Source organism: Parapusillimonas sp. JC17 (assembly GCF_052180245.1).
GTDB lineage: Bacteria > Pseudomonadota > Gammaproteobacteria > Burkholderiales > Burkholderiaceae_B > Parapusillimonas.
Window position 1 is genome coordinate 2,020,999 of the sequence record NZ_CP197474.1, and the last position, 24,718, is coordinate 2,045,716.

16 protein-coding genes and 1 pseudogene are annotated in these 24,718 nt (G+C 62.4%); 12 read left to right on the plus strand and 5 right to left on the minus strand.

The features are described 5' to 3' along the window. A complete protein-coding gene (locus ACSBPU_RS09800; RefSeq protein ID WP_442597669.1) occupies window positions 1-3,441 on the minus strand; it encodes a response regulator in 3,441 nt (1,146 codons plus the stop codon). Between the two features lie 167 nt (window positions 3,442-3,608). On the opposite strand from ACSBPU_RS09800, the gene ACSBPU_RS09805 reads away from it, so the two are divergent. Next, window positions 3,609-4,226 (plus strand): HD domain-containing protein, encoded by a 618-nt coding sequence (locus tag ACSBPU_RS09805; RefSeq protein WP_442598297.1) that lies wholly within the window; start codon window positions 3,609-3,611, stop codon window positions 4,224-4,226. A 61-nt stretch (window positions 4,227-4,287) separates the two neighbouring features. Here the strand turns inward: ACSBPU_RS09805 and ACSBPU_RS09810 are convergent, their stop codons facing one another. Beyond that, a complete protein-coding gene (locus ACSBPU_RS09810; protein ID WP_442597671.1) occupies window positions 4,288-4,614 on the minus strand; it encodes a hemagglutinin in 327 nt (108 codons plus the stop codon). Between the two features lie 73 nt (window positions 4,615-4,687). Here ACSBPU_RS09810 and ACSBPU_RS09815 point away from each other — a divergent pair. Next, window positions 4,688-6,231, plus strand: a pseudogene (locus tag ACSBPU_RS09815) (FAD-dependent monooxygenase). A gap of 169 nt (window positions 6,232-6,400) precedes the next feature. Here ACSBPU_RS09815 and ACSBPU_RS09820 read toward each other — a convergent pair. Both ACSBPU_RS09820 and ACSBPU_RS09825 read right to left on the minus strand, forming a co-directional pair. Continuing rightward, window positions 6,401-6,703 (minus strand): addiction module antidote protein, encoded by a 303-nt coding sequence (locus ACSBPU_RS09820; protein ID WP_442597672.1) that lies wholly within the window; start codon window positions 6,701-6,703, stop codon window positions 6,401-6,403. Between the two features lie 29 nt (window positions 6,704-6,732). Continuing rightward, on the minus strand, window positions 6,733-7,347 hold the full coding sequence (locus ACSBPU_RS09825) for an ABC transporter ATP-binding protein (RefSeq protein WP_442597674.1): 615 nt from the start codon (window positions 7,345-7,347) through the stop codon (window positions 6,733-6,735). 147 nt (window positions 7,348-7,494) lie between these two features. Between ACSBPU_RS09825 and ACSBPU_RS09830 the strand changes: the two genes are divergently transcribed. The 10 genes from ACSBPU_RS09830 to guaB all read left to right on the plus strand — a co-directional run bounded on the left by ACSBPU_RS09830 (window position 7,495) and on the right by guaB (window position 23,485). Then, complete coding sequence (locus tag ACSBPU_RS09830; protein WP_442597676.1) at window positions 7,495-9,981, plus strand: DNA internalization-related competence protein ComEC/Rec2; 2,487 nt, start codon at window positions 7,495-7,497, stop codon at window positions 9,979-9,981. Window positions 9,982-10,109: 128 nt separating this feature from the next. Then, window positions 10,110-11,345, plus strand: coding sequence for a 3-methyl-2-oxobutanoate dehydrogenase (2-methylpropanoyl-transferring) subunit alpha (locus ACSBPU_RS09835; RefSeq protein ID WP_442597678.1), 1,236 nt, complete (start codon window positions 10,110-10,112; stop codon window positions 11,343-11,345). Window positions 11,346-11,347: 2 nt separating this feature from the next. Beyond that, complete coding sequence (locus tag ACSBPU_RS09840) at window positions 11,348-12,439, plus strand: alpha-ketoacid dehydrogenase subunit beta (RefSeq protein WP_442597680.1); 1,092 nt, start codon at window positions 11,348-11,350, stop codon at window positions 12,437-12,439. A 2-nt stretch (window positions 12,440-12,441) separates the two neighbouring features. Next, complete coding sequence (locus ACSBPU_RS09845; protein ID WP_442597682.1) at window positions 12,442-13,824, plus strand: dihydrolipoamide acetyltransferase family protein; 1,383 nt, start codon at window positions 12,442-12,444, stop codon at window positions 13,822-13,824. Between the two features lie 5 nt (window positions 13,825-13,829). Beyond that, window positions 13,830-15,227: a dihydrolipoyl dehydrogenase gene (gene lpdA / locus ACSBPU_RS09850; protein WP_442597684.1), complete on the plus strand. Its 1,398-nt coding sequence runs from the start codon at window positions 13,830-13,832 to the stop codon at window positions 15,225-15,227. Between the two features lie 66 nt (window positions 15,228-15,293). Next, window positions 15,294-16,244: an alpha/beta fold hydrolase gene (locus tag ACSBPU_RS09855; protein WP_442597686.1), complete on the plus strand. Its 951-nt coding sequence runs from the start codon at window positions 15,294-15,296 to the stop codon at window positions 16,242-16,244. Window positions 16,245-16,274: 30 nt separating this feature from the next. After that, window positions 16,275-17,105 carry a 3',5'-nucleoside bisphosphate phosphatase gene (locus ACSBPU_RS09860; RefSeq protein ID WP_442597688.1) on the plus strand — a complete coding sequence of 277 codons (831 nt, stop codon included), beginning with the start codon at window positions 16,275-16,277 and terminating at the stop codon, window positions 17,103-17,105. 12 nt (window positions 17,106-17,117) lie between these two features. Then, on the plus strand, window positions 17,118-17,672 hold the full coding sequence (greB, locus tag ACSBPU_RS09865) for a transcription elongation factor GreB (RefSeq protein WP_442597690.1): 555 nt from the start codon (window positions 17,118-17,120) through the stop codon (window positions 17,670-17,672). A gap of 213 nt (window positions 17,673-17,885) precedes the next feature. Continuing rightward, entirely contained in the window at window positions 17,886-21,941 is a 4,056-nt protein-coding gene (gene purL / locus ACSBPU_RS09870) for a phosphoribosylformylglycinamidine synthase (RefSeq protein ID WP_442597692.1), read from the plus strand. Between the two features lie 83 nt (window positions 21,942-22,024). After that, complete coding sequence (gene guaB, locus ACSBPU_RS09875) at window positions 22,025-23,485, plus strand: IMP dehydrogenase (protein ID WP_180070510.1); 1,461 nt, start codon at window positions 22,025-22,027, stop codon at window positions 23,483-23,485. Here guaB and ACSBPU_RS09880 read toward each other — a convergent pair whose 3' ends face one another. Next, window positions 23,486-24,646 (minus strand): YbfB/YjiJ family MFS transporter, encoded by a 1,161-nt coding sequence (locus ACSBPU_RS09880; protein WP_442597694.1) that lies wholly within the window; start codon window positions 24,644-24,646, stop codon window positions 23,486-23,488. Window positions 24,647-24,718 lie beyond the last annotated feature (72 nt).

Below are 24,718 nucleotides of genomic sequence, written 5' to 3' on the forward strand. Positions count from 1 at the left end.
TTATCTCGGCATCCAGACCCGCACGAGCGACAACAGCTTGTCCACGTCCAGCGGCTTGGCCATGTAGTCGTTCGCGCCCGCATCGATACAGCGCTGTTGATCGTCGGACATGGCTTTGGCGGTCAAGGTGATGATCGGAAGCTTCTTCCAGCGTTCGTCCTTGCGTATCTCGCGCGTTGCCGTCAGACCGTCCATGACGGGCATCATCACATCCATGAGCACCAGGTCGATTGCCTTTCCGGTCTCGCCCGCGGATTTATCGAGGGCGTCGATCGCCTCCCGGCCATTCCTCGCCACCTCTATGCTTGCGCCACGCGGCTCGAGGATGTTGGTGAGCGCATAGATGTTGCGGACGTCGTCTTCGACCACCAGAATGCGCCTTCCTTCGAGAAGGGCATCGCGGTTGCGCGCTGTCTGAATCATTCTCTGATGCTCGGCGGGCAGATCGGTCACCACCTGGTGCAGGAACAGCGAGACCTCGTCCAGCAAGCGTTCCGGCGAGCGAGCCCCCTTGATGATGATCGAGTCCGAATAGCGGCGCAGGCGCTGTTCGTCGTTAGCCGACAAGTCGTGTCCGGTGTAAACGATGACTGGCGGGAAGGACAGCCTGTCGTCCTCGCTCAAGGTCTCCAGCAGCTTGAAGCCGGATGTGTCCGGCAAGGTCAGGTCGAGCACCATGCAATCGAATGTCTCGTTGCGCAGCCGCTCCAGGCACTCGGCGGCGGTGCCGACCCCCACAGTTTCGACGTCTCCCGATGCAAGCAGTGTGGCGACGGCATCACGTTGAACCGGATCGTCTTCGACGATGAGCACCCGCCGCACGGAACCAGCCAGCTTCGCGGCAAGTGTCTCGAGGACCCGGGCGAGGTCTTCGCGCTTGACCGGCTTAATGAGATACCCGATTGCGCCCAGCGACAGCGCGGTATGGGCATGATCATGCGCGGACACGACATGTACGGGGATATGCCGCGTTTTGATGTTTCCTTTTAATTGATCCAGCACGGCGAGGCCTGATTGGTCCGGCAGGCCGACATCAAGCACGATCGCATGAGGCTGATGTTCGGCCGCCAATTCCAGGGCTTCGTGGGCCGATGCTGCAACGAGGCATTGGAAATCCATTTCATGAGCCAGGTCCCGGACGATGCCCGCAAAGGCGTTATCATCCTCGATGACAAGCAGCACCCGAGCGGTCTGGTCTAGTTTGTCGCGGTCGTCCTCGATCTTGCGGACCTGCTGCGTCTGCGGTTTTGACGTCACAGGGCGTTCAGGCTTGAACGGCACCTCCATGCTCTGTGGCGGGGTTTTCTGGCGTGGAGCCACCAACGCGGGATCGTACGACAGCGGGATGGACAAGGTGAAGCGGCTGCCTTCGCCGGGCTTGCTGCTGACTGTGATGTTTCCGCCAAGCAGGCGTGCCAGTTCGCGCGAGATCGACAGCCCAAGTCCCGTGCCTCCGTACTTGCGGTCGATGGTGCTGTCCGCCTGCTGGAAGGCATCGAAGATTTCACGCAGCTTATCTTCTGCGATGCCGATGCCTGAATCCGTGACTGCAAAGGCAATGCGATCCTTACCGTCGCAAGTCATGGACAGTTCGACGCTGCCGGCTTCAGTGAACTTGAACGCATTGGACAGCAGGTTCTTGAGGATCTGTTCGAGACGTTGGCGATCGGTGTCGATCGTTGGAGGGCAGTGGGCCATTCCCTGGATGCTGAAGCGCAACCCGCGTTCATCCGCGACAGGCTGGAAAATCTGCTGCATACCCGCGCTCAACGCTTCGAGCGACACTGTTCCAGGCTGCATTTGGACGTGTCCGGCCTCGATCTTGGATAAATCCAGGATATCGTTTATCAACGTGAGCAAATCGTCGCCCGATGATCGGATGGTGTGCGCGTACTTGACCTGTTCTTCAGTGAGGTTGCCATTCGGATTGTCGGCCAGCAACTTGGACAGGATCAGCAGCGAATTGAGCGGCGTTCTGAGCTCGTGCGACATATTGGCAAGGAAGTCGGACTTGTAGCGGCTTGCCTGTTCGAGCTCTCGCGCCTTCAGTGCGACGGCGGCATTGGAGCGCTCGAGTATGTCTTGCTGGACTTCCAGTTGCTGCGCCTGCTGCTCCAACTGCGAGTTGGTCTGTTCCAGTTCGACCTGTTGTTGCTCCAGACGGCTCTGCGATTCCTGCAGCGCCCGCCCGCGTTCCTCGAGTTCTTCGTTGGACACCCGCAGTTCTTCGCTTTGCGCCTGGAGTTCTTCTGACTGTCGTTGAGTTTCCTCAAGCAGATTCTGCAGCGCAGCGCGAAGGCGGGCCGAACGCAGGGCGATCCCTATCGAGGCCGATGTCTCTGCCAGGAAGGTCAGCACTTGCTCGCCTACTGGATGAAAAAATCCCAGTTCCACCACGCCGTGGACGGTGCCGTCCGAGATTGCGGGAGAAATGACCAGATGGCGAGGCCTGTCTTGCCCGAGAGCCGAGCCAATGGTGAGATAGCCGTCGGGAATATCGCTCAGGATCGTCGGTTCGCGGTCCGCTGCGACCCGGCCCAATAATCCTTCTTTCAAGGAGAAACGGTCCACCACCTTGGCCTCGGCCGGGATGCCGTCGGTTGCGATGCGACGGAATTGTCCGTCATCCTCCGTGAACAAGGCGCCGCCCTGGGCACCCAATAATTTCACCAGATAGCCCAATATGTTCTGGCCTAGTTCGTGGCTTGCCTGATCTCCCAGCATGACGGACGCCAGATGAGCCTGGCCGGATTGCAACCATTGCTGTCGTTCGCGCGCCGCGGCCTCACGGCGGATCAACGCGCCGACGAGGAACGTCAGCAACACGCCGATCAAGCAGGTAAGCACGGTGCTGATCCACGCCATCCGGTAGGCGTCGGCCATCTCGTTGACCCAGGACTGGCGCAGCCGGGTTTGCTCTTGTCCGAGCAAATTCAGCTGTGTGCGGACTGCATCCATCTGGGCTTTACCATGATCGCTGACGGCAACATCGAGTGTCCATGTTGGATCGCCCGGACGATGCTTGTCGAGGTTCTCTTTCAACGCGTCAAGTTTGGCTTCGGCATGCCGGCGAAGCAATGTGATATTGACCTGCTGACTCTCGGCATTCCCAATGAGCGATTCCACCTCGTCGAGTCGCGTCCCGATCTCCGCCAGCGCCGATCTATAGGGCACCAGATACTGCTGCCTGCCCGTCAACAGAAATCCACGTTGCCCGGTTTCAGCATCCAGCAGCGTCGAGAACACCTTCTCCAAAGCGAGGATCACCGAATGCGTGGCCTGGATTCTTCGGGAATCATCACGCAATGCCGTAATGTTCAAGTAAGAGATCGCACCGCTGATGATGAAAAAAAAGATGACGGCCGCAAGTCCGAAGACGGGCCGAACAGATCTCTGATATACAGGCGCTGTAGAAACCGGCGCAGAATCACTTGATGTCATTTGCATCCTGATGTTTTTCTATAGGTGGAAGACCAGCTATGCTGCCGGGCCTGGAGGCCAGGCAGGCATTCTATCATTTGCTCCCATTGGGCCGCAGCAGCATAAAGATGTACCCTGTTGGCACAAAAAATCGTTGCCGTTTCCCGAATTGTCTGACGTTCAAGGGTATGAGACCACTTTCAGGCGTGCAGGCCACGCAATCGACCGCGTTGGAAAAGCAGCTGGCCTTTCTCAGAGAAATCGACCGGCTGAAAACCGTCGTACGACAATCACCGCTGCTCGATAAAAGCCGGAAGGAAAACTCCGCCGAGCATTCCTGGCATTTGGCGATGTATGCCTTGGTATTGAACGAGTATGCCTGCGGGGCCGTGAATACGAATCGAGTCATGCAGATGCTATTGCTTCATGACATTGTCGAAATTGATGTCGGCGATCACCCGATCCACGGTGGGTATTCCAGTAAATTGCAGGCTGAGCAAGAATCCAGTGCGGCAGAGCGCTTGTTTGGCCTGTTGCCACAGCCCCAGTGCGATGAGTTTCGTCGCCTGTGGAAAGAATTTGAACTTGCAGAGACGGAAGACGCGAAGTTCGCGAAAGCGCTTGATCGTTTTCAGCCGCTCCTCGTAAATATATTCACTGACGGAGGAACCTGGAAGGAAAGCGGCGTTTCACTTGAACAGGTTCTTCGTCGATATGGACCCGCCATCAAAAAGGGCGCCCCTCAACTGTGGGCGGTGTGCGAGCGATGGGTGACCCAATATTTTTCCGGCCAGGTGCCAGAATAGACGAGCAAAATGGCCGAGTGCGAGGGTGACAAGGGCTAGGGCCTTTTAGCATTAACAGGCCCTAGCCATCTCGGAAAAAATCGTCGTCGTGATCTCCCGCACGTGTCGCAGAATGGATGATTTGCCGCCAAGACTTACCGGCGGACCGGAGGTCGTCGACGCTGGGCCCCATTTCGTTGCCGTAGCGCTCTAAAGTCCTGGCAACGATGCGGCCAAGAACCGATTCAGGCGTGAGATCGCGATAGGCCTGCTTGAGAATGTTCCTTTCAGCCACCGCCCACCGGGCAACGTCCTCTTCGGACACGCCTGCATCAAGCTTCGACACTGCCGCATTCGACAGTTCAGCCACAGCGGCCTCATACATCATGCGCAGGGATTGTTTTGACATTGAAGGTATAGCGGGGTTTTTCAACTGAAATACTATCAGAGACTTCGGCTAATTTTAAAAATGGGAGCAGCGTATGAACAACGTACTAATCGCGGGCGCAGGCCCTACAGGCCTTGCCTTGGCATTGTGGCTGACGAAGCAGGGTATCAGCGTCCGGATCATTGACAAAAGTGCGGGACGGGCGAAACCTCCAGGGCCATGATCGTGCAGGCACGTACGCTGGAGCTTTATCGCCAGTTGGATCTGGCAGAGGCGGTCGTTTCGGCGGGGCATGAAAACCCCTCCATTAACATGTGGGCGCGTGGCAAACATCGAGCCAAGATCGTTTTCAAAGATGCCGGTGCCAATATGACACCATATCCATTCGTGACGGTCTATCCCCAAGATCAGCACGAACGACTATTAATCGAAAAACTGGCGACGATGGGTGTCACGGTTGAGCGGGAAACCGAGCTGCTTTCTTTCCAGGATGAGGGAGAAAGCGTCACTGCGCTTCTCCGGCTGGCGGATGGAACCGAGTCCACGGCGCCAGTTCAATTCCTTGCTGGCTGCGACGGCGCGCGTTCTACCGTCCGCCAACAGTTGGGAACCGGATTCGAAGGAGGAACTTACAAACACGCGTTCTATGTCGCCGACGTGCATGCAAGCGGCCTGGAGCCGGTGGACGAAGCGCATATTGCATTCGACAGCGGTGATTTTGCGCTCGTATTGTCGTACGGTGCGAACGGACAGAGACGCCTTATCGGCACTGTGCGGGACGAGCGCGCCGATAAGGCGGAGACGTTGACGTTCGCGGATGTGCAGCAGGACGCGATCAAGCGCCTGGGGCTGCACGTTCACACAGTCAATTGGTTCTCCACCTATCGCGTCCACCACCGGATCGCTGACGAATTCCAGCGCGGTCGTGTCTTCTTGTTGGGGGATGCCGCGCATATCCACAGTCCGGCCGGTGGACAAGGAATGAATACGGGCCTTCTTGATGCGAACAACCTTGCATGGAAACTTGCCGATGTCATCAAGGGTGCTGCTCCAGCCAGTCTGCTTGAAAGCTATGCCGTTGAGCGGCAGGCATTCGCTCGAAAGCTGGTGAACACCACCGACCGTTTGTTTACGTTAGCGACTAGTGACGGGAGCCTAGCCGACTTCATCAAAACCCATATTGTTCCGGCAATTGCAAGCGTGGCGTACAAGATCGGCAACGTGCGTGAGTTTCTGTTCAAGACGGTTTCGCAGACAACCCTGCATTATCGGGACAGTAAGCTCAGTTTGGGCAAGGTTGGGCATGTGCATGGTGGCGACCGGCTTCCGTGGACTGGTTCGCAAGGTTTCGACAACTACAAAGCGTTTGACACGATCGGTTGGCAGGTTCACGTCTATGGCGAAGCCGACCCGGCGCTCCGCGAATGGTGCGAAAGGCATCATGTCAAGCTCCAGGTCATCGAATGGAAACTTGACTATCAAAGAGCATGCATAGAACGTGATGCCATGTATTTGCTCCGGCCTGACACGTATGTGGCTTTGGCAGCGGCCCAGTCATCGCCGGATTCACTGGACCGGTATTTTGACTTGCAGGGCTACCGACAAATCATCTATGCTGCCGACGATCAGACCAATTGAAGCTTCGACGCACCATGTTTACTCAGTGCTCTCGCCTACACCGCAGTACTGTTGGCCTTTGCTATTGGAGAGGCTCGGTGCTGAAATATGGTTAAAGCAATTCGGTTAATCGGTGAACTTCCGCTTTGGGTTGCGAAAGCCGCTGCTCCAGTCGCTTTTTTTGTTGCGGTCAAGTGTGAGTAGCGGCTTCAGGGTGCAGCTTGATACCGAGCGCGTGCATGACCTTCAGGATGGTGCCGAAGCTCGGGTTGCTTTCGCCGGAAAGAGCCTTGTAAAGGCTTTCGCGCCCCAGCCCCGTATCCTTTGCAAGTTGCGTCACGCCTTTGGCTCGGGCAATGTCGCCGAGAGCCGCCGCGATTAAGGCGGCATCGTCCCCAGCCTCATCCATGCAGGCTTGCAGGTACATCACCATATCTTCCTCGGTCTTGAGGTGTTCGACGGTATCCCACTTGCGCAGTTTGATGGTCCCCATGACGTTCTCGCCTTACAGTTGCCGCCGTGCTAACGCAGCGAAGCAACATCGACTTGTTTCGCTCCGCAGTTCCGCGCCAGTTCAGAATCATGGCTGGCGAACAGCACGACGCGGTCCTGCGACCAGATTTTGAACTGCTCGGCCAGCACGGAGCGAGCTCCGGTATCCAGGCCGTTGCTGGGCCCGTCCGCCACTATGACGGCCGGGTCGCCCAAGGCGGCGGCCGCCAGGTAGACCTTGCGGCGCGTACCTGTCGACATCTGCTCGAAGCGTTTGTCCAGATGCGGCTCCAGTCCCAGCTTTTGCGCCAGGTCGAGCACGGCATCGTCGAGCGTCGTGTTCCTTTCCGAGGCGACGTGCTGAAGCATTCCACGCCCCGTCTGCATGGGAAAAGCCAGACAGTCGTCAGGCACGTAGGCGATGCGGGACTTGGCCTGCTGCGGCGTGTCGGTTAACGAGCGGCCATCGATCCAGACGTCTCCGGTATCCGGCGGGAGGAGGCCCCCGATGATGGCCAGCAAGGTGGATTTGCCGGTGCTGGCTTCCTCGCATAGCGCCACGCACCCTGGCGAAAAGGTGTGGGTCAGGCCCTGGAATAGCACATGGTCGCCGTAGCGCTTGCTGAGATTTTCGATGCGTAGCATGACGGAAGTGTACGCATGAATGCGGTGTGCGACCAAGTCTTTGATCGCTTATCGTAGGCCCGTACTTCCCACAGTGGCGTTTTGAACTCACGTAGCCCCCAGTAAACCGTCCCGCCGACTACGCTTCCAGATTTAAGGCGTATCGGGATGACGGGTCGCATATCCTTGCTCGCGTTCGTGGCTGCCAGCGGGGCAGTCCATGTATTGCCGGCCATGCCGGCAACGGGGCTATGGGCGATGGTGCTCATTGGCGCCGTGCTGGTTTCGATATTCGCGTGGCTGTTTCTTCCCGCCCCATTGCCAACGTGCATACTGTTTCCGCTCTGGGCCGGCCTCCTGGGCTTCGCAATAACGGTCGCGCGTGTCGAGCACCGCTTGAGCGACGCACTCGCTCCCGACAATGAAAACAAGGTTACGCGCGTCGAACTGCGCATCGCGGGCCTGCCGCGACTGTCGCCGGATGGCCGCCAGTTCGAGGCGGACGTGATTTCTTCCATGCCGGAGGGCGTGCCCAGCCGCATCCTGGTGTCCTGGCAGGCACCGGGCTGGGCGGGGCCGTATGGTCGGGCCGATCGGGCGCCCGCTGAGTTCCCCGACCTGGTGCCCGGCCAGGTGTGGCGCATGGCGCTGACGCTCAAGACACCCGTGGGGCGTCGCAATCCGCATGCCTTCGACTACGAATCCTATCTGTTCGCTCAAGGCATACGGGCCACGGGTTCGGTCAGGGGGCAGCCGCGCCATCTCGACACGCAGGCCTGGGCCAGCCTGGAGATCATCGCCAATCGGGCACGCCATCATGTGCGGGCCGCCATGCAGCCGTATCTGGAGGGCAAGCGCTATGGCGCTGTGTTGCTTGCGTTATCGATCGGTGACCAGGCCAGCGTGGAGCCAGGCGACTGGCAGGTCTTCAACCGCACGGGCATAACGCACTTGGTTTCCATCAGCGGCTCGCACATCACGATGATCGCGGCGATGGGCGGGATGCTGGTTTTCTGGATATGGCGACGCATGCGCTGGCGCGGCCGCTATCTGGCGGAGCGCATGCCCGCGCAGGTTGCGGCCGCGCTCGGCGCGCTGCTCATTGCGTGGCTGTACTGTTTGCTGGCGGGCTGGGGCGTTCCGGCGCGGCGCACCTTCTTCATGCTTGCCGTGCTGGCGATGGCTTACGTCCTGCGCATGCCTCTCAGCGCTTCGCGTCTGTTGATCGTGGTTGCGTTCGTGGTGGTGCTGCTTGACCCATGGTCTTTGCTGGCCAGCGGCTTCTGGTTGTCATTCGGGGCGGTCGGCGTGCTGCTGGCGAGCTCGGGGTGGTGGGGTCAGCGGGTAGGCGGGGAGCAGCCGACCCGTGTCAAAAGCCTGAAGCGATTTTTGATGCAGGCAGCGCATTTGCAGCTTGCCATCACGGTGGCGCTCATGCCGGTGCTGGCGCTGATCTTCCACGAGGTCTCGCTCGCTTCGCCGCTGGCCAATGCATACGCCATTCCGTTGATCAGCTTGGTGGTGACGCCGCTTTCCTTGTTGCTGGCCGCGACGGCCTTGGTTCCGGTCCTGAGCCCGGTCGCGCAAGTCCTGGCATGGGTCGGCCACGCTACTCTGGATGCGATGATGGCGCCCACGGTATGGCTGGCAGGGTGGCGGGCGGCCAGCTTCACGGTGGCCGCGGCACCCTTGGCGCTTACGCTCCTGGCGCTGGCTGGCATTGTCCTGGCGGCCATGCCTTATGGCTTGCCCGGGCGGCGCATGGCCTGGCTGTTGATTGTTCCGGCGCTGGCGTGGCGATCGCCCAAGCCGCCGGAAGGCGGCTGGACCTTGCATGCGCTGGATGTGGGGCAGGGTGGAGCCATCGTCATCCAGACTGCTCGCCATGCCTTGCTGTTCGATGCGGGCTTGCGCAGCAGCGCGGTGTCGGATGCCGGCGAGCGCATCGTCCGGCCTTTTCTGCGCGCTCACGGCATTGGTCGCTTGGATGTGCTGGTTGTCTCGCATGCGGACATCGACCATGCGGGCGGCGTGCGCAGCGTACTGGAAGGTGTGCCGGTGGAGCAGTCTTTCAGCTCATTCGATCTTCAGGCCTATCTGCACCGGGAATCGCGCCTGCTGGGCCGGCCCGGCGACATGCCGCCGCTGCCTTTGGCGGTATCGCCGTGCCGGTATGGGCTGGCTTGGCAGATGGACGGCGTTTCCTTCGAGTTCCTGTGGCCGCTTGCATCCTGGGAGGGCGCGCCCGCCGAAACCGGCAGTAAAGAGCGCAATGACCAGTCTTGCGTATTGCGCATGCGCGGCCGCTATCACTCGGCCTTGCTGCCGGCGGATATCGGCGCGGGGCCGGAGTCCGAGCTGGTGGCACGGGAACTGGGGCCGATCGATGTGGTGCTGGCGGCGCACCACGGTTCCAGGACGTCGTCATCCGCCTCCTTCGTCGAGCATGTGGGCGCGGCGCATGCGATCGCCCAGATGGGGCCCTGGAATCGCTATGGCCATCCGCATCCCGCCGTCGAGGCGCGCTGGGAGCAAAGCGGGGCGCGGTTCTGGCGCAGCGACCGCCACGGGGCGGTCAGGGTGGCATCCCGCTCGGGCGGCCTGGAGGTGCACGGGTTACGGCAAATGGCCCGCCGGTACTGGCAGGCCTATTGATGCGTTCGGGCAAGGGACTTGCTTGCGTCGGCGCGTGGAATCGGCGATGATAGTTTGCGCCCACAAGGCGGAAGAACACAAAACAAGCCGGTACCGAAAATTCCATAAGATATTTTCAAGAGCCAACCATGAGACAAACACCTGCACTACGGCTGCACGTGCCCGAGCCATCCGGGCGCCCAGGCCACGCAACCGACTTTTCCTACCTGCGCCTGGCGCCGGCGGGCGAACTTCGCAAGCCGCCGCTGGATACTTCCTGCTACGACATCAAGGACATGGCTTTTTCGCTCGTCCGGGTGCTCGATGACGAGGGCAATGCGGTGGGACCCTGGGCCGATCCCATCATCGATCCCGATCTGTTGCGGCGCGGCCTGCGCGCCATGATCAAGACGCGCATCTACGATGCGCGCATGCAGATCGCCCAGCGCCAGAAAAAGATCTCTTTCTACATGCTCAGCCTGGGCGAGGAAGCCATTGGCACGGGCCAGATCCTGGCGCTCGAGAAGGGCGACATGTGTTTTCCTTCTTATCGTCAGCAGAACCTGTTGATCGCGCAAGACGTATCCCTGGTCGAGATGATGTGCCAGCTATTCTCTAACGACCACGACCGCCTGAAGGGCCGTCAGTTGCCGGTGATGTATTCCATGCGCGAGCACGGGTTCTTTTCCATATCCGGCAACCTGGCCACGCAGTTCGTGCAGGCGGTGGGCTGGGCCATGGCGTCGGCCATCAAGGGCGACACGAAGATCGCGTCGGCCTGGATAGGCGATGGCGCGACCGCCGCTGCCGACTTTCAAACAGCGCTCACCTTTGCGCACGTCTATCAGGCGCCGGTCATTCTCAACGTCATCAACAACCAATGGGCCATTTCCAGCTTCCAGGGCATCGCGGGAGGTGAAAGCACGACCTTCGCCGCGCGCGGCGTGGGCAGCGGCATTGTGTCCCTGCGTGTCGACGGCAATGATTTCCTGGCTGTGTACGCGGTATCCAAATGGGCGGCCGAACGTGCCCGCAACAACCTGGGTCCCACGCTCATCGAATGGGTGTCCTATCGCGCCGGCCCGCACTCCACGTCCGACGACCCCTCCAAGTACCGGCCGTCGGACGACTGGGCGCGATTCCCCCTAGGCGATCCCATCGACAGGCTCAAGCGCCATCTGATCAACATCGGTGCCTGGTCCGACGAAGAGCAGCACGCCACCCAGAAGAAGCTCGAGGCGGAAGTGATCGCGGCCCAGAAGGAAGCCGAAAGCTACGGCACGCTGGCCACAGGCCAGACCAGCAGCGTGGCGACGATGTTCGAGGATGTCTACAAAGACATGCCCTGGCATCTGCGCCGCCAGCGCCAGCAACTGGGGGTATGAACATGGCTCATCGCACAGAACAGGGCGCCATGACGCCCATGACCATGATCCAGGCCCTGCGTTCGGCCATGGATGTCATGCTCGGACGCGACGACAACGTGGTGATATTCGGCCAGGACGTCGGCTACTTCGGTGGGGTGTTTCGCTGCACCGAAGGCTTGCAGGCCAAGCACGGCAAGCACCGTGTGTTCGATGCGCCGATTTCCGAAGGCGGCATCGTGGGCGCGGCGGTGGGCATGTGCGCCTACGGCCTGCGGCCGGTCGTCGAGATCCAGTTCGCCGACTATTTCTATCCAGCCACCGACCAGATCGTTTCCGAGGCGGCCCGGCTGCGCTATCGCACTGCGGGCGAATTTATAGCGCCGATGACCATACGCATGCCCTGCGGCGGCGGCATCTACGGCGGTCAAACCCACAGCCAGAGCCCGGAGGCCATGTTCACCCACGTCAGCGGCCTGCGTACGGTCATGCCGTCCAATCCCTATGATGCCAAAGGGCTGCTCATCGCCTCCATAGAAAACGACGATCCGGTCATTTTCCTGGAGCCCAAGCGCCTGTACAACGGCCCCTTCGACGGCCATCATGACCAGCCGGTGGTGCCGTGGTCCAAGCATCCGCTGGGCAAGGTGCCGTCGGGTTATTACACCGTTCCGCTCGAATCGGCTTCGATATTCCGGCCGGGATCCGACCTTACCGTGCTCACCTACGGCACCATGGTGTTCGTGTCCGAGGTCGCCGCCAGGGAGTCGGGCGTCGATGCCGAAATCATCGATCTGCGCAGCCTTTGGCCGCTGGACATCGACACCATCCTGGCTTCGGTCAAGAAAACCGGGCGCTGCGTCATCCTGCACGAAGCAACGCAAACCGGCGGTTTCGGCGGCGAACTCACGGCCCTGGTCCAGGAACACTGCTTCTATCATCTGGAGGCACCCATCGAACGTATCGCGGGGTGGGACACGCCTTATCCGCATGCGCATGAATGGGCGTATTTTCCAAGCCCCAGCCGGGTTGCGCGGGCCTTCCGGAAAGTCATGGACGAGACCTCTTCGCCCGTCTTCCAGGGCGTGGATCTTCCCTTGCGCAAGGAGGGCTGAGCATGGGCCTGCACATCATAAAAATGCCCGATATCGGCGAGGGCATTGCCGAAGTCGAGCTGGTTGAATGGCACGTCAAAGCCGGCGATGCCGTCAGCGAAGACCAGATCCTGGCCGACGTGATGACCGACAAGGCCACGGTCCAGGTGCCTTCCCCCGTAAACGGAAAGGTGCTGGCGCTGGGCGGAAAAGTCGGCGAGGTCATGGCGGTGGGATCCGAGCTGATCCGGCTGGAGGTCGAGGGCGGAAACGCTGCCGAATCGCCACTTGCGGAAAAGCATAGGAATGCGGATGCCGCTCCATCCGCCTCTACGCCGGAAGCCGCCCATCAGCGGGACGCCAGGCAGCAAGAAACCAAACAGCAAGAAACCAAGCGGCAGGACGCCCCTGTTTCCGCCGGAACGAATGCGGCGGAACAAAGGGTCGATTCGCCCCCGACGGCCCGTCTGTCCATCGTACCGTCCGCACACGGAGCCGGCGCGGCGGTGGCGGCGCGTCCCGAAGGCGGCCGTCCGCTGGCATCGCCGGCAGTGCGCCGGCGTGCTTGGGAACTGGGCATAGACCTGCAAGCCGTGCGTGGATCCGGGCCGGCGGGCCGTATCAGCCATGCCGACCTGGATGCCTGCCTGTCTCGCGAACCCTCGCCGTCGGCAACCGCGCCGCGCGCCGCCGCCTACGAGCGGCGCGATGACGAAAAAGAAGTGCCCGTTATCGGGCTGCGTCGCCGCATTGCCGAGAAAATGCAGGAGTCCAAGCGGCACATCCCGCATTTCACGTATGTCGAAGAGATGGATGTGACCGAGCTCGAAACGCTGCGCGCACGCATGAACGCGCAATGGGGCGAGACGCGCGGCAAGCTGACGGTCCTGCCTTTCCTGGCGCGCGCCATGGTGCTCGCTCTGCGCGAGTTTCCTCAGATCAACGCGCGCTACGACGATGAAGCGGGCATCGTGACGCGTTATGGGCCTGTCCACCTGGGTGTTGCCGCGCAGACCGAGGCCGGACTGATGGTTCCCGTGCTGCGCCACGCCGAAGCGCTGGACCTCTGGGCCTTGGGGCGCGAAGTGGCCCGCCTGGCGCAGGCCGCGCGCGATGGCTCGGCCACGCGCGAGGAACTGACCGGATCCACGATCACGCTGACCAGCCTGGGGCCTTTGGGCGGCATCGTCTCCACGCCGGTCATCAATTACCCGGAAGTCGCCATCGTGGGCGTCAACCGTATCATTGAAAAGCCGGTGGTGATCCAGGGTGCCATCGCGATACGCAAGACCATGAACCTGTCTTCCTCGTTCGACCATAGGGTGGTGGACGGCATGCACGCCGCGGAGTTCATCCAGAAACTGCGCGCTTATCTGGAATGTCCGGCATTGCTGTTCGTGGAGTAGGAAATATGCAATCGACCACTTTATTGATCATAGGCGGGGGCCCGGGCGGGTACGTGGCCGCCATCCGCGCGGGGCAGCTGGGCATACCGACCATCCTGGTCGAGGGCGGTCAACTGGGCGGCACCTGCCTGAATGTCGGCTGCATTCCTTCGAAGGCGCTGATACATGCCGCGGAAGAATTCGACAAGTTGCGATCCTATGCGGGCGATTCCGGCCTGGGGATCAGCGTCGACAAGCCATCCATCGACATCGCCCGGACGGTGGCCTGGAAGGACGGCATCGTCAAGAGGCTGACCAGCGGTGTCGAGGCGCTGCTCAAGAAGAACGGAGTCCAGGTGCTGCGGGGTTGGGCGCGCATCATCGATGGCAAGACAGTCGAAGTGGACGCGGCAGGCAAGGATGGCAAGCCCTTGCGCATCGGGTGCGAACACCTGCTGCTTGCGACCGGCTCGCAGGAAATCGAGCTGCCCGGGCTGCCGTTTGGCGAAACCGTCCTTTCATCCACCCAGGCGCTGGCGCCGGCGTCGCTGCCGGCCAGCCTGGCGGTGGTGGGCGCAGGCTACATCGGCCTGGAGCTCGGCATGGCCTACAGCAAGCTGGGCGTCAAGGTCAGTATCGTCGAGGCCCAGGAACGCATTCTGCCCGCCTATGATGCCGCCTTGTCCAAGCCCGTACAGGCTCGGCTGGACAGCCTGGGTGTGTCCGTCCATGTCAAGCATCGCGTCCTGGGCATGAAGGACGGGGGCGGGGCGCTGCGGCTGGAAGATTCGGGCGGCAAGGAAATCGAACTGCCGGCCGAGCAGGTACTGGTGGCGGTGGGTCGGCGTCCGCGCACCGATGGCTACGGCCTGGAATCGCTGATGCTCGATATGGAGGGCCGTGCCGTCCGCGTGGATGACCGCTGTCGGACGTCGATGCGCAATGTGTGGGCGATTGGCGACCTGACCGGCGAGCCCATGCTGGCGCATCGGGCGATGGCTCAGGGCCATATGGTGGCCGAGCTGATTTCCGGCGCACCGCGCCGCTTCGTGCCGATGGCGATTCCCGCCGTCTGTTTCACGGATCCCGAAATCGTCGTGGCCGGGCTAACGCCCGAGGCGGCCGCGCGCCGGGGCGACGATATCCTGCAGGCGACTTTTCCGTTCACGGCGAATGGCCGGGCCATGACGCTGGAGTCTACCGACGGCTTCGTGCGCGTGGTCGCGCGCAAGGACAATCACCTGATCCTGGGATGGCAGGCTGTAGGGCGCGGCGTTTCCGAGCTCAGCACCGCCTTCTCGCAGTCGTTGGAAATGGGAGCCTGCCTGGAAGACGTCGCCGGCACCATTCATGCGCATCCGACGCTTGGCGAAGCCGTTCAAGAGGCGGCGCTGCGCGCGCTGGGCCAGGCCTTGCATGCCTGATGTGCCGCCGCGCGCCGGCGGTACAATCCATTGGTTTTCTTGTTGCAAATCGCGAGCGAGTGCCTGATGACAGACAACAATGCAGAGCCCGGCCGGGAACCCAGGCTGGGCTACGTGACCTGCGCGAGCCCCGCCGGCACGCACCGGATGGCTTACCGTGAATGGGGCGATCCCGATAACGACAAGGTCTTGCTGTGCGTGCACGGCCTGACGCGCACCGGCCGGGATTTCGACCAGCTGGCCCGCGAACTGGCTGCGCATTACAGGGTGGTCTGCCCCGATGTGGTGGGGCGAGGCATGTCCGACTGGCTGATCGACAGCGCGCATTACGTCATCCCGCAGTACGTGGCCGACATGCTGACCTTGATCGCCCGCTTGCGCCCGGCCCGGCTGGACTGGGTGGGGACTTCCATGGGGGGCTTGATCGGCATGGGCTTGGCGGGAACGCTGGCCTTTTCCGCCGCCATGCGTCCCAACCGGGACGGCGCGGGGCTGCCGCCAGAGATGAGCCTGAAGCTGGGCAAGGTCGTGCTGAACGATATCGGCCCGACCTTGAATTACCAGGGCCTTGCCCGCATCGGCGAATATGTGGGCCGGCCGGGCGAGTTCGCGTCCTTCCAGGAAGCCGTCGACTACGTGCGCAGTGTTTCCTACGGCTTCGGCGAGCACGGCCAGGCGGCATGGGAGGACATGACGCGCAGCGTGATGCAAGAGAAGGACGGGCGCTGGATCAAGCATTACGATTTGCGTATCGCCGAGCCCTTCGCCACGCAGTCCGAGGCCGAACTCAAGGCTTCGGAAGCCTTGTTGTGGTCCGCCTATGAAAGCCTGCCGGGGCCGTTGCTGATCGTGCGCGGCGAGCAGTCGGACCTGCTCACGCCGGAGACTCTGCAGGAAATGTTGCGGCGCCATCCCCAGGCTGTGCAGCATATCGTGCCGCGAGTGGGCCATGCCCCGACATTTCGGGATGAAGCCGAGATCGCGCCGGTCCGGCGGTTTTTACTCGAGCAGGATTAGCGTAAACTGGACTTGTTTCCCGGAGGTCCAGTGAAAGTCGATCTGCATTGCCATTCCATCGTTTCCGACGGCGTCCTCGCGCCCGCGCAGGTTGCCGCGCGCGCGCATGCCAACGGCGTGCAGATGTGGGCGCTGACCGATCACGACGAACTCGGCGGCCTGGCCGAAGCGCGCGCGGCCGCCGAGGGGCTGGGCATGCGTTTCGTGACGGGCGTCGAGATCTCGGTGACCTGGGCGGGCCACACCGTCCATATACTGGGCTTGAACCTCGACGAGCGCAACCAGGCCATTTTGCAGGGCCTGGCGGATATCCGCATCGGCCGCGAAACGCGCGCCCGGCAAATGGCCGGTCGTCTCGAAGCCCTGGGTATCCCGGGAGGCTACGAGGGCGCGTTGGCCTATGCGGCCAATCCTGCGCTGATCAGCCGCACGCACTTCGCGCGCTTCATGGTTGCGCAGGGCTATTGCAAGAACATGCAGCAAGTCTTCGATAAGTACCTGGGCGACGGCTGCCCGGGCAACGTTCCCATGCAGTGGTCCACGCTCGAACAAGCCGTGCTCTGGATCACAGACGCCGGCGGTGTTGCCGTCATTGCCCACCCGGGCCGTTACGACTACACGCCTACGCAATTCGGCGCCTTGTTCGATCAGTTCAAGGACTTGGGCGGGACAGGCATCGAGGTGGTCACCGGCAGCCATAGCCCTGCTCAATATGCCGAGTACGCACAGGTTGCCCGCCATTATGGCTTTCTCGCCTCTTGTGGCTCCGATTTTCACAGTCCCCAGGAAGGCAAGCTCGACCTGGGGGCCATTCCGCCCCTGCCGTCCGACTTGACTCCAGTCTGGCGGCATTGGGCTTGACGTCACGATGTTATGAACAAGGCTTTTGTCAAAGAATCCGACCAGGACGACGATGAGGATCTCGGTCCCGAAGCGGTAAAGCTGCCCTCAGGCACCAAGAACTACATTACGGTGGAAGGGTATCGGCGCCTGCGCGCCGAACTCGCGCATCTCATGAACGAAGAGCGGCCGGCCGTCGTGCAGGTGGTGTCTTGGGCCGCCTCCAATGGCGACCGTTCTGAGAACGGCGATTATCTTTACGGCAAGAAGCGCCTGCGGGAAATCGATCGGCGCATGCGTTTTCTTACCAAGCGGCTCGAAATCGCCGAGGTCGTCGATCCTGCGCAGCAGCCCAACAAGGATCAGGTTTTCTTTGGCGCCACCGTGGTGTATTCCGACAAAGAAGGCGAAGAGTTCCGCGTGACCATCGTGGGCGTCGACGAGGCCGAGCCGCTGCAAGGGCGGATCAGCTGGATATCGCCGGTCGCCCGCGCATTGCTCAAGGCCCGAGAAGGCGACACCATCACCCTGCGCACGCCCGCGGGCGTCGACGAGCTCGACATCCTGGAAGTGATCTATCCGGACTAGGGGGCGGGGCCAGACCCCGTACGGGGTCTGACCCCAAAAGAACTCCGGCCGCAAGGGGTCAGACCCTGGACAGGGTCTGACCCCAAAAACTCGGCTTGACAGGGGGTCAGACCCCATTTGGGGTCTGACCCCACATGGCATGGATCGACCTCATGCGGGGTCTGACCCCGTAGGCTAAAATAGAGGTTTCCCTCCTTTTCGCCCGCCATCGTCGTGAATTCCGTCCAGTATTTTCAAGGTTCCCCGGTTCTGTCTTCGTTCCGTCGCGAACGCCTGCTCAAGCGCTTTGCCGAGCTTGGCCTGCCTGTCTCCGACATCCAGGGCCGATTCGAGCATTACGTCTGGCTCGAGGGCGAGCTCGATGCTCAAGAGCAGGACCGGCTCGCGCAGCTGCTGGATTACGGCACGCTCGAAGACGATGGCAAGGAAGGCAAGAACGCACTGGTCCTGCGCGTCGTACCGCGGTTCGGCACAGTGTCGCCCTGGGCCAGCAAGGCGACCGACATTGCCCATAATTGCGGTCTGTCTGCCGTGCGGCGCATCGAGCGCGGCATACGCTACGCGATCACGCCGGCGCGAGGCCTGCTGGGCAGCAAGTCCATCGATGCACAGCAACTGGCCGCCATCGCCGCCTGCCTGCATGACCGCATGACCGAATCCGTGGTCGACGCCGGCTTCGACGGCCGGGCGCTGTTCGCGGCGCTGCCCGGCAAGCCCATACAGACGGTCGACGTAATCGGCCTGGGCAGCCAGGCGCTGGAAGACGCGAACCGCAGCCTGGGGCTGGCGCTGTCCGACGACGAAGTCGAATACCTTGAAGCGGCCTTCAGGCAACTGGGCCGCAATCCCACCGACGTCGAACTGATGATGTTCGCCCAGGCCAATAGCGAGCACTGCCGGCACAAGATATTCAATGCCCAATGGGTGATCGACGGCCAGGAGCAACCTAACACCTTGTTCGGCATGATCCGCGCCACGCATGCCGCGCAGCCCGAAGGCACGGTCGTGGCCTATTCGGACAATGCCGCCATCATGGCGGGCGGTCCGGCGACGCTCTTTCACGCGGGCGACCCCCAAGCGGCGGGCAGCTACGGCCATTACCCCGCCATGGTCCACACGCTGATGAAGGTGGAAACGCACAATCACCCCACGGCCATTGCGCCTTTCCCCGGGGCGGCCACAGGTGCCGGCGGCGAGATCCGTGACGAGGGCGCCACGGGCCGGGGTTCCAAGCCCAAGGCCGGCCTCACCGGTTTCACCGTATCCAATTTGCGCTTCGCCGATGCCGTCGAGCCTTGGGAAACCGACGCGCACGGCGCGCCGGACCGCATCGCCAGCCCTCTGGACATCATGATCGAAGGGCCGATCGGCGGTGCGGCGTTCAATAATGAGTTCGGACGCCCCAACTTGCTGGGCTATTTCCGTACGTACGAACAAAGCTCCGGCGGCACGCGCTGGGGCTATCACAAGCCCATCATGATCGCGGGCGGGCTGGGCTACATCGATGAACTCCTGACGCACAAAGACCCGATTCCACCCGGCGCCTTGCTGATCCAGCTGGGCGGGCCCGGCATGCGCATCGGCATGGGGGGCGGCGCGGCGTCGAGCATGAGCGTGGGCGCCAACACCGCCGAACTCGACTTCGATTCCGTCCAGCGCGGCAATCCCGAAATCGAGCGACGCGCGCAAGAGGTCATCGACCGCTGCTGGCAGCAAGGCAGCGGCAATCCCATCATCGCGATCCACGACGTGGGCGCGGGCGGGCTGTCCAATGCTTTCCCCGAACTCGTCAACGATGCGGGGCGGGGCGCGCTGTTCGAACTGCAGCAGGTTCACCTCGAAGAGTCGGGTTTGTCCGCCGCCGAGATCTGGAGTAACGAATCGCAGGAACGCTATGTACTGGCGATACTGCCCGAGGACCTGAACCGGTTCGACGCCATCGCCCGCCGGGAGCGCTGCCCCTACGCCGTCGTGGGCGTCGCCACCGAAGACCGCCAGTTGCGCGTGACTTTCGGCGAAGGCCTGCCGGGCGTCTCCGACACCTTGCAGCCCCAGCCGGAAGGCGAGCCGCGGCCGGTCGATGTCCCCATCGACGTGATCCTGGGCAAGCCCCCTCGCATGACGCGCGATGTCCAGCGGCAAGATGCGGTGCATGGCGACCTGGATCTGGTCGGCATCGGCCTGGGTGAAGCGATCGAGCGTGTATTGCGCCATCCCACGGTGGCCAGCAAGAATTTCCTGATCACCATCGGTGACCGTACGGTGGGCGGACTGTGCAGCCGCGACCAGATGGTGGGGCCCTGGCAGGTTCCCGTGGCCGACTGCGCGGTCACGCTGGCCGATTTCGAAAGCGTGCGCGGCGAAGCCATGTCCATGGGCGAGCGCACGCCCATTGCCGTCATCGACGCGCCGGCGTCCGGACGCATGGCGGTCGCTGAAGCGCTGACCAATCTGGTTGCCGGCGACGTGCGTTCGCTGAAGGACATCAAGCTCTCCGCGAACTGGATGGCGGCTTGCGGCGTGGCCGGGCAGGATGCCGCCCTGTACGACACGGTCGCCGCGGTCAGCGAGTGGTGCCAGAAGCTCCAGCTTTCCATTCCCGTCGGCAAGGACTCGCTGTCCATGCGCACCAGCTGGGACCAGGAAGGCGAGGCGCGCCAGGTCGTGGCGCCGGTTTCTCTGATCGTCACGGCCTTCGCGCCGGTTGCCGACGTGCGTGCCACGCTGACCCCGCAGTTGCGAACCGATGCGGGCGACACCGCGCTGATCCTCATCGACCTTGGCTTCGGCAAGCAAAGGCTGGGCGCATCGGTGCTGGCACAGGTGTTCAACCAGGTGGGTCAGGCAGTTCCCGACATCGATGACGCCGACGCCTTGAAGGCATTCTTCGCCGTTCTCCGCCAATTGGCCGATGAAGGGCTGATCCTGGCCTATCACGACCGCTCCGACGGCGGGCTGCTGGCCACCGTATGCGAAATGGCGTTTGCCGGGCGTGTCGGCGTGTCCGTCAATCTGGACATGCTGACCATCGATCCCGTCGCGGCCGACTGGGGCGACTACAAGATACGGCCCGAGCAGATCGCCGTTCAGCGCGACGAAATCACGCTCAAGGCCTTGTTTGCCGAAGAGGCCGGCGCGGTCATCCAGGTGCCGCTGTCGCAGCGCGACCGCGTGATGCAGGCCTTGAGGGCCGTCGGCCTGTCGGCCCATTCCCACGTCATGGGCAGCCTGAATACGCTGGACGAGATCCAGATCTACCGCGATGGAAAGTGCATTTACCAGAAGTCGCGCGCAGAGCTCGGCCAGCAGTGGGCCGAAGTAAGCCGCCGCATCATGGCGCTGCGCGACAATCCCGCCAGCGCGCAGGCCGAGTTCGACATCTGGAAAGACGCTGCGGATCCCGGACTGTCGCCATCGGTGGCATTCGATCCGCAAGAAGACGTCGCGGCTCCGTTCATCGCCACCGGCAAGCGCCCCAAGGTCGCCATCCTGCGCGAGCAAGGCTGCAACAGCCAGGTGGAAATGGCCTGGGCGTTCGACAAGTCCGGATTCGAAGCGCTGGACGTCCACATGACCGACCTTCTGTCCGGACGGGTCAGCCTGGACGGCGTGCAGGGTTTGGTCGCGGTGGGCGGCTTCAGCTACGGAGACGTCCTGGGCGCGGGCGAAGGCTGGGCCCGGACCATACGCTTCAACGACAGGCTGTCCGATCAGTTCGCGGCTTATTTTGCGCGTCCCGATACCTTCGCGCTGGGCATTTGCAATGGCTGCCAGATGATGGCGGCGCTGGCGCCCATGATTCCCGGCGCCGATCATTGGCCGCGCTTCACGCGCAACCTGTCCGAAAAATACGAGGCCAGGCTTTCGCTGGTCGAAGTGCCCGAGTCGCCGTCCATCTTCCTGCGAGGGATGGCGGGCGCGCGCATTCCCATCGCGGTGGCGCATGGCGAAGGCTATGCAAACTTCTCGGCCCAAGGCGACCTTTCCAAAGTGGACGGCGCTTTGTACTTCGTCGACAACCAGGGGACGCATACCGAACGCTACCCCTACAATCCCAATGGCAGTCCGCAGGGACTTGCGGGCGTCACCACGTCGGATGGCCGTTTCACCGTCCTGATGCCGCATCCCGAGCGCGTGACCCGTAATGTAATGATGTCGTGGGCGCCGGAAAAATGGGGCGCGCAAGACCGTGGCGGCGAATCGGCGGCACACGGCGGATTCAGTCCATGGATGCGCATGTTCCGTAACGCCAGGGTATGGCTGGGATGACGATTGCGCGAGGCAATGTGACGCAGGGCTAGGTAAAAACCCTGTCTTGAGCTTATAATTCCGCTTTGCACGGAGCTTAGTTCATGCGTCTCATCAAAAAAGCGCTCACCTTCGACGATGTGTTGTTGGTTCCCGCATATTCCAACATCTTGCCTCGCGACACGTCTCTTGCCACCCGCTTCACGCGCGACATCACGCTGAACATCCCTCTGGCCTCTGCGGCCATGGATACCGTTACCGAATCGCGCCTGGCCATCGCCATGGCGCAAGAAGGCGGCATCGGCATCATCCACAAGAACCTCAGTGCCGACCAGCAGGCCCGCGAAGTAGCCCGCGTCAAACGCCATGAGTTCGGCATCGTCATCGATCCGATTACCGTCACGCCCACCATGAAGGTGCGCGACGCCATTACATTGCAGCGCCAGCATGGCATCTCGGGCCTGCCCGTCGTCGAAGCCGGCAAAGTGGTGGGCATCGTCACCAATCGCGACCTGCGTTTCGAAGACCGGCTCGACGTTCCCCTGCGTGATGTCATGACGCCGCAGGAACGCCTGGTCACGATGAAAGAGGGCGCCACGCTGGAAGAGGCGCAGTCCTTGATGCACAAGCACAGGCTTGAACGGGTGCTGATCGTGAATGACAGCTTCCAGTTGCGCGGCCTGGCCACGGTCAAGGACATCGTCAAGAACACCGAACACCCCAATGCCTCGAAAGACAGCCAGGGCCAACTGCGCGTCGGCGCCGCGGTCGGCGTGGGCGAAGGCACCGAAGAGCGTGTCGAGAAACTCGCCTATGCGGGCGTCGACGCCATCGTCGTCGATACGGCGCACGGCCATTCCGCCGGCGTCATCGAACGGGTGCGCTGGGTCAAGAAGAACTATCCCAAGATTCAGGTCATCGGTGGCAACATCGCCACGGCCGCCGCAGCGCGCGCGCTGGTCGAAGCGGGCGCGGATTGCGTCAAGGTCGGCATTGGTCCCGGATCCATCTGCACCACGCGCATCGTCGCCGGTGTCGGTGTGCCGCAAATCACCGCCATCGCCGATGTCGCCAAAGCGCTGGAAGGCACGGGTGTGCCGCTCATTGCCGACGGCGGCATCCGCTATTCCGGCGACATCGCCAAGGCGCTGGCGGCGGGCGCCTCCGCTTGCATGATGGGCGGCATGTTTGCCGGCACCGAGGAATCCCCGGGCGAAGTCGTCCTGTTCCAAGGCCGCTCGTACAAGTCCTATCGTGGCATGGGCAGCCTGGGCGCCATGGCGGACGGTTCCGCCGACCGTTATTTCCAGGATCCGGCCAACAACGTCGACAAGCTCGTGCCGGAAGGCATCGAAGGCCGTGTGCCATACAAAGGCAGCGTGATCGCCATCATCTACCAGTTGGTGGGCGGCATACGCGCTTCCATGGGCTATTGCGGCTGCGCATCCATAGACGAAATGCGGAACAAGGCGGAATTCGTCGAGATCACGGCGGCGGGCGTGCGTGAATCGCACGTGCACGACGTGCAGATCACGAAGGAAGCGCCCAACTACCGCGCGGACTGATCACCGCGCCGCCGGCCGCCACAGCAAGGCGCTGCCCAGCAGCAGCGCCGCGGCGGCCAGGAACAGGCTGTTTTCCAGGCTCAGGCCCAGCCAGGCATTGCCCAGGCTGAACACCGCCGGGCCGGCCAACTGCCCCAGCGCAAAAGCCGCCGTCAAGGCGGCGATCAGCTTTTGCGCATGGCGGCCTCCCACCGCATGCGCCTCCTGCATGCCCAGCAGCGTCACCACCATGAAGGTTCCGCCCACGCACAGTGCGGCCAGCGCTATGGATGCGATGCCCGGATGAATGGCGGGCATCAGCACGCCAACGGCCATGATGAACTGGGCCACGGCCCAAAGCCGCCTGCGGCTCAGCAAGGTCAGCAGGCGCGCGGTCAATAGAGTGGAAACGGCGGCGGCCAGCCCGAACAGCGGCCACGCCAGGCCGAATATGGCCGGATCGTCGATCAATTGTTTGGCCTGCGCCGGCAGGAAGGTGGCCGGCAGAATGTAGCCAAACCCGAATAGCCCATAGGCGAAGATGATCAAAACATGCCGCCTGGCGACACCCGACGCACCGTCGGGCACAGTCGCTGTCGCTTGCTGTGTTGCCGGAGCGGCAGGCGCGCTCCACAGGCGACGGGTGCACAACATGCCTGCCAAGGAAAGGGTCCCCATGATCAGCCAGGTTGCGGACGAACCCGCCTGGATGACTTCCAGCGCCAGACAGGTCAGTCCTACGAAGGCAATGCTTGCCCCGACGCCCGCGAAAACGAGGCCGCCCAGCCGACCCTGGCCCAGGGCGGCGAGACGCGCCAGACACAGTGTTGCCGTGCTGACCAGCGCCCAGGCGCTTGCCAGGCCGGCCAGAAAGCGCAGCGCGAGCCAAAGCGGCCAGGCGGAAGTGCACCCCATCAGCAGGGTGGTCGCGGCCACCAGCAACAGCGCCGTGACAAGCTGCATGGAGGGCTTCCAGGGCAGGGCGGCGCTCGTCAGCGCGCCTGCCAGATACCCCAGATAGTTGGCACTGGCCAGCCATCCCGCCAGCGCAAGATCCAGCCCGAAGTCCCGCTGCATGATGGGCAGGATGGGAGTGAAGGCGAAGCGGCCTATGCCCATGGCGACCGACAAGGCGATGAAGCCCGCGAAACAAAGCTGCAGAGCGGACGGTTGACGGGACATCAGGACTCCTGAACGACAGAAAAAAGGGTGGATAAAAGGGGCGGGCGCCAGCGAAAACGGCGCCGATACGGT

Bases quoted from the DNA above. Each gene is read 5' to 3' on its own strand.
- ACSBPU_RS09800 (WP_442597669.1), bottom strand. From the start codon at position 3,441: ATGACATCAAGTGATTCTGCGCCGGTTTCTACAGCGCCTGTATATCAG.
- ACSBPU_RS09805 (WP_442598297.1), top strand. From the start codon at position 3,609: ATGAGACCACTTTCAGGCGTGCAGGCCACGCAATCGACCGCGTTGGAA.
- ACSBPU_RS09810 (WP_442597671.1), bottom strand. From the start codon at position 4,614: ATGTCAAAACAATCCCTGCGCATGATGTATGAGGCCGCTGTGGCTGAA.
- ACSBPU_RS09820 (WP_442597672.1), bottom strand. From the start codon at position 6,703: ATGGGGACCATCAAACTGCGCAAGTGGGATACCGTCGAACACCTCAAG.
- ACSBPU_RS09825 (WP_442597674.1), bottom strand. From the start codon at position 7,347: ATGCTACGCATCGAAAATCTCAGCAAGCGCTACGGCGACCATGTGCTA.
- ACSBPU_RS09830 (WP_442597676.1), top strand. From the start codon at position 7,495: ATGACGGGTCGCATATCCTTGCTCGCGTTCGTGGCTGCCAGCGGGGCA.
- ACSBPU_RS09835 (WP_442597678.1), top strand. From the start codon at position 10,110: ATGAGACAAACACCTGCACTACGGCTGCACGTGCCCGAGCCATCCGGG.
- ACSBPU_RS09840 (WP_442597680.1), top strand. From the start codon at position 11,348: ATGGCTCATCGCACAGAACAGGGCGCCATGACGCCCATGACCATGATC.
- ACSBPU_RS09845 (WP_442597682.1), top strand. From the start codon at position 12,442: ATGGGCCTGCACATCATAAAAATGCCCGATATCGGCGAGGGCATTGCC.
- lpdA (WP_442597684.1), top strand. From the start codon at position 13,830: ATGCAATCGACCACTTTATTGATCATAGGCGGGGGCCCGGGCGGGTAC.
- ACSBPU_RS09855 (WP_442597686.1), top strand. From the start codon at position 15,294: ATGACAGACAACAATGCAGAGCCCGGCCGGGAACCCAGGCTGGGCTAC.
- greB (WP_442597690.1), top strand. From the start codon at position 17,118: ATGAACAAGGCTTTTGTCAAAGAATCCGACCAGGACGACGATGAGGAT.
- guaB (WP_180070510.1), top strand. From the start codon at position 22,025: ATGCGTCTCATCAAAAAAGCGCTCACCTTCGACGATGTGTTGTTGGTT.
- ACSBPU_RS09880 (WP_442597694.1), bottom strand. From the start codon at position 24,646: ATGTCCCGTCAACCGTCCGCTCTGCAGCTTTGTTTCGCGGGCTTCATC.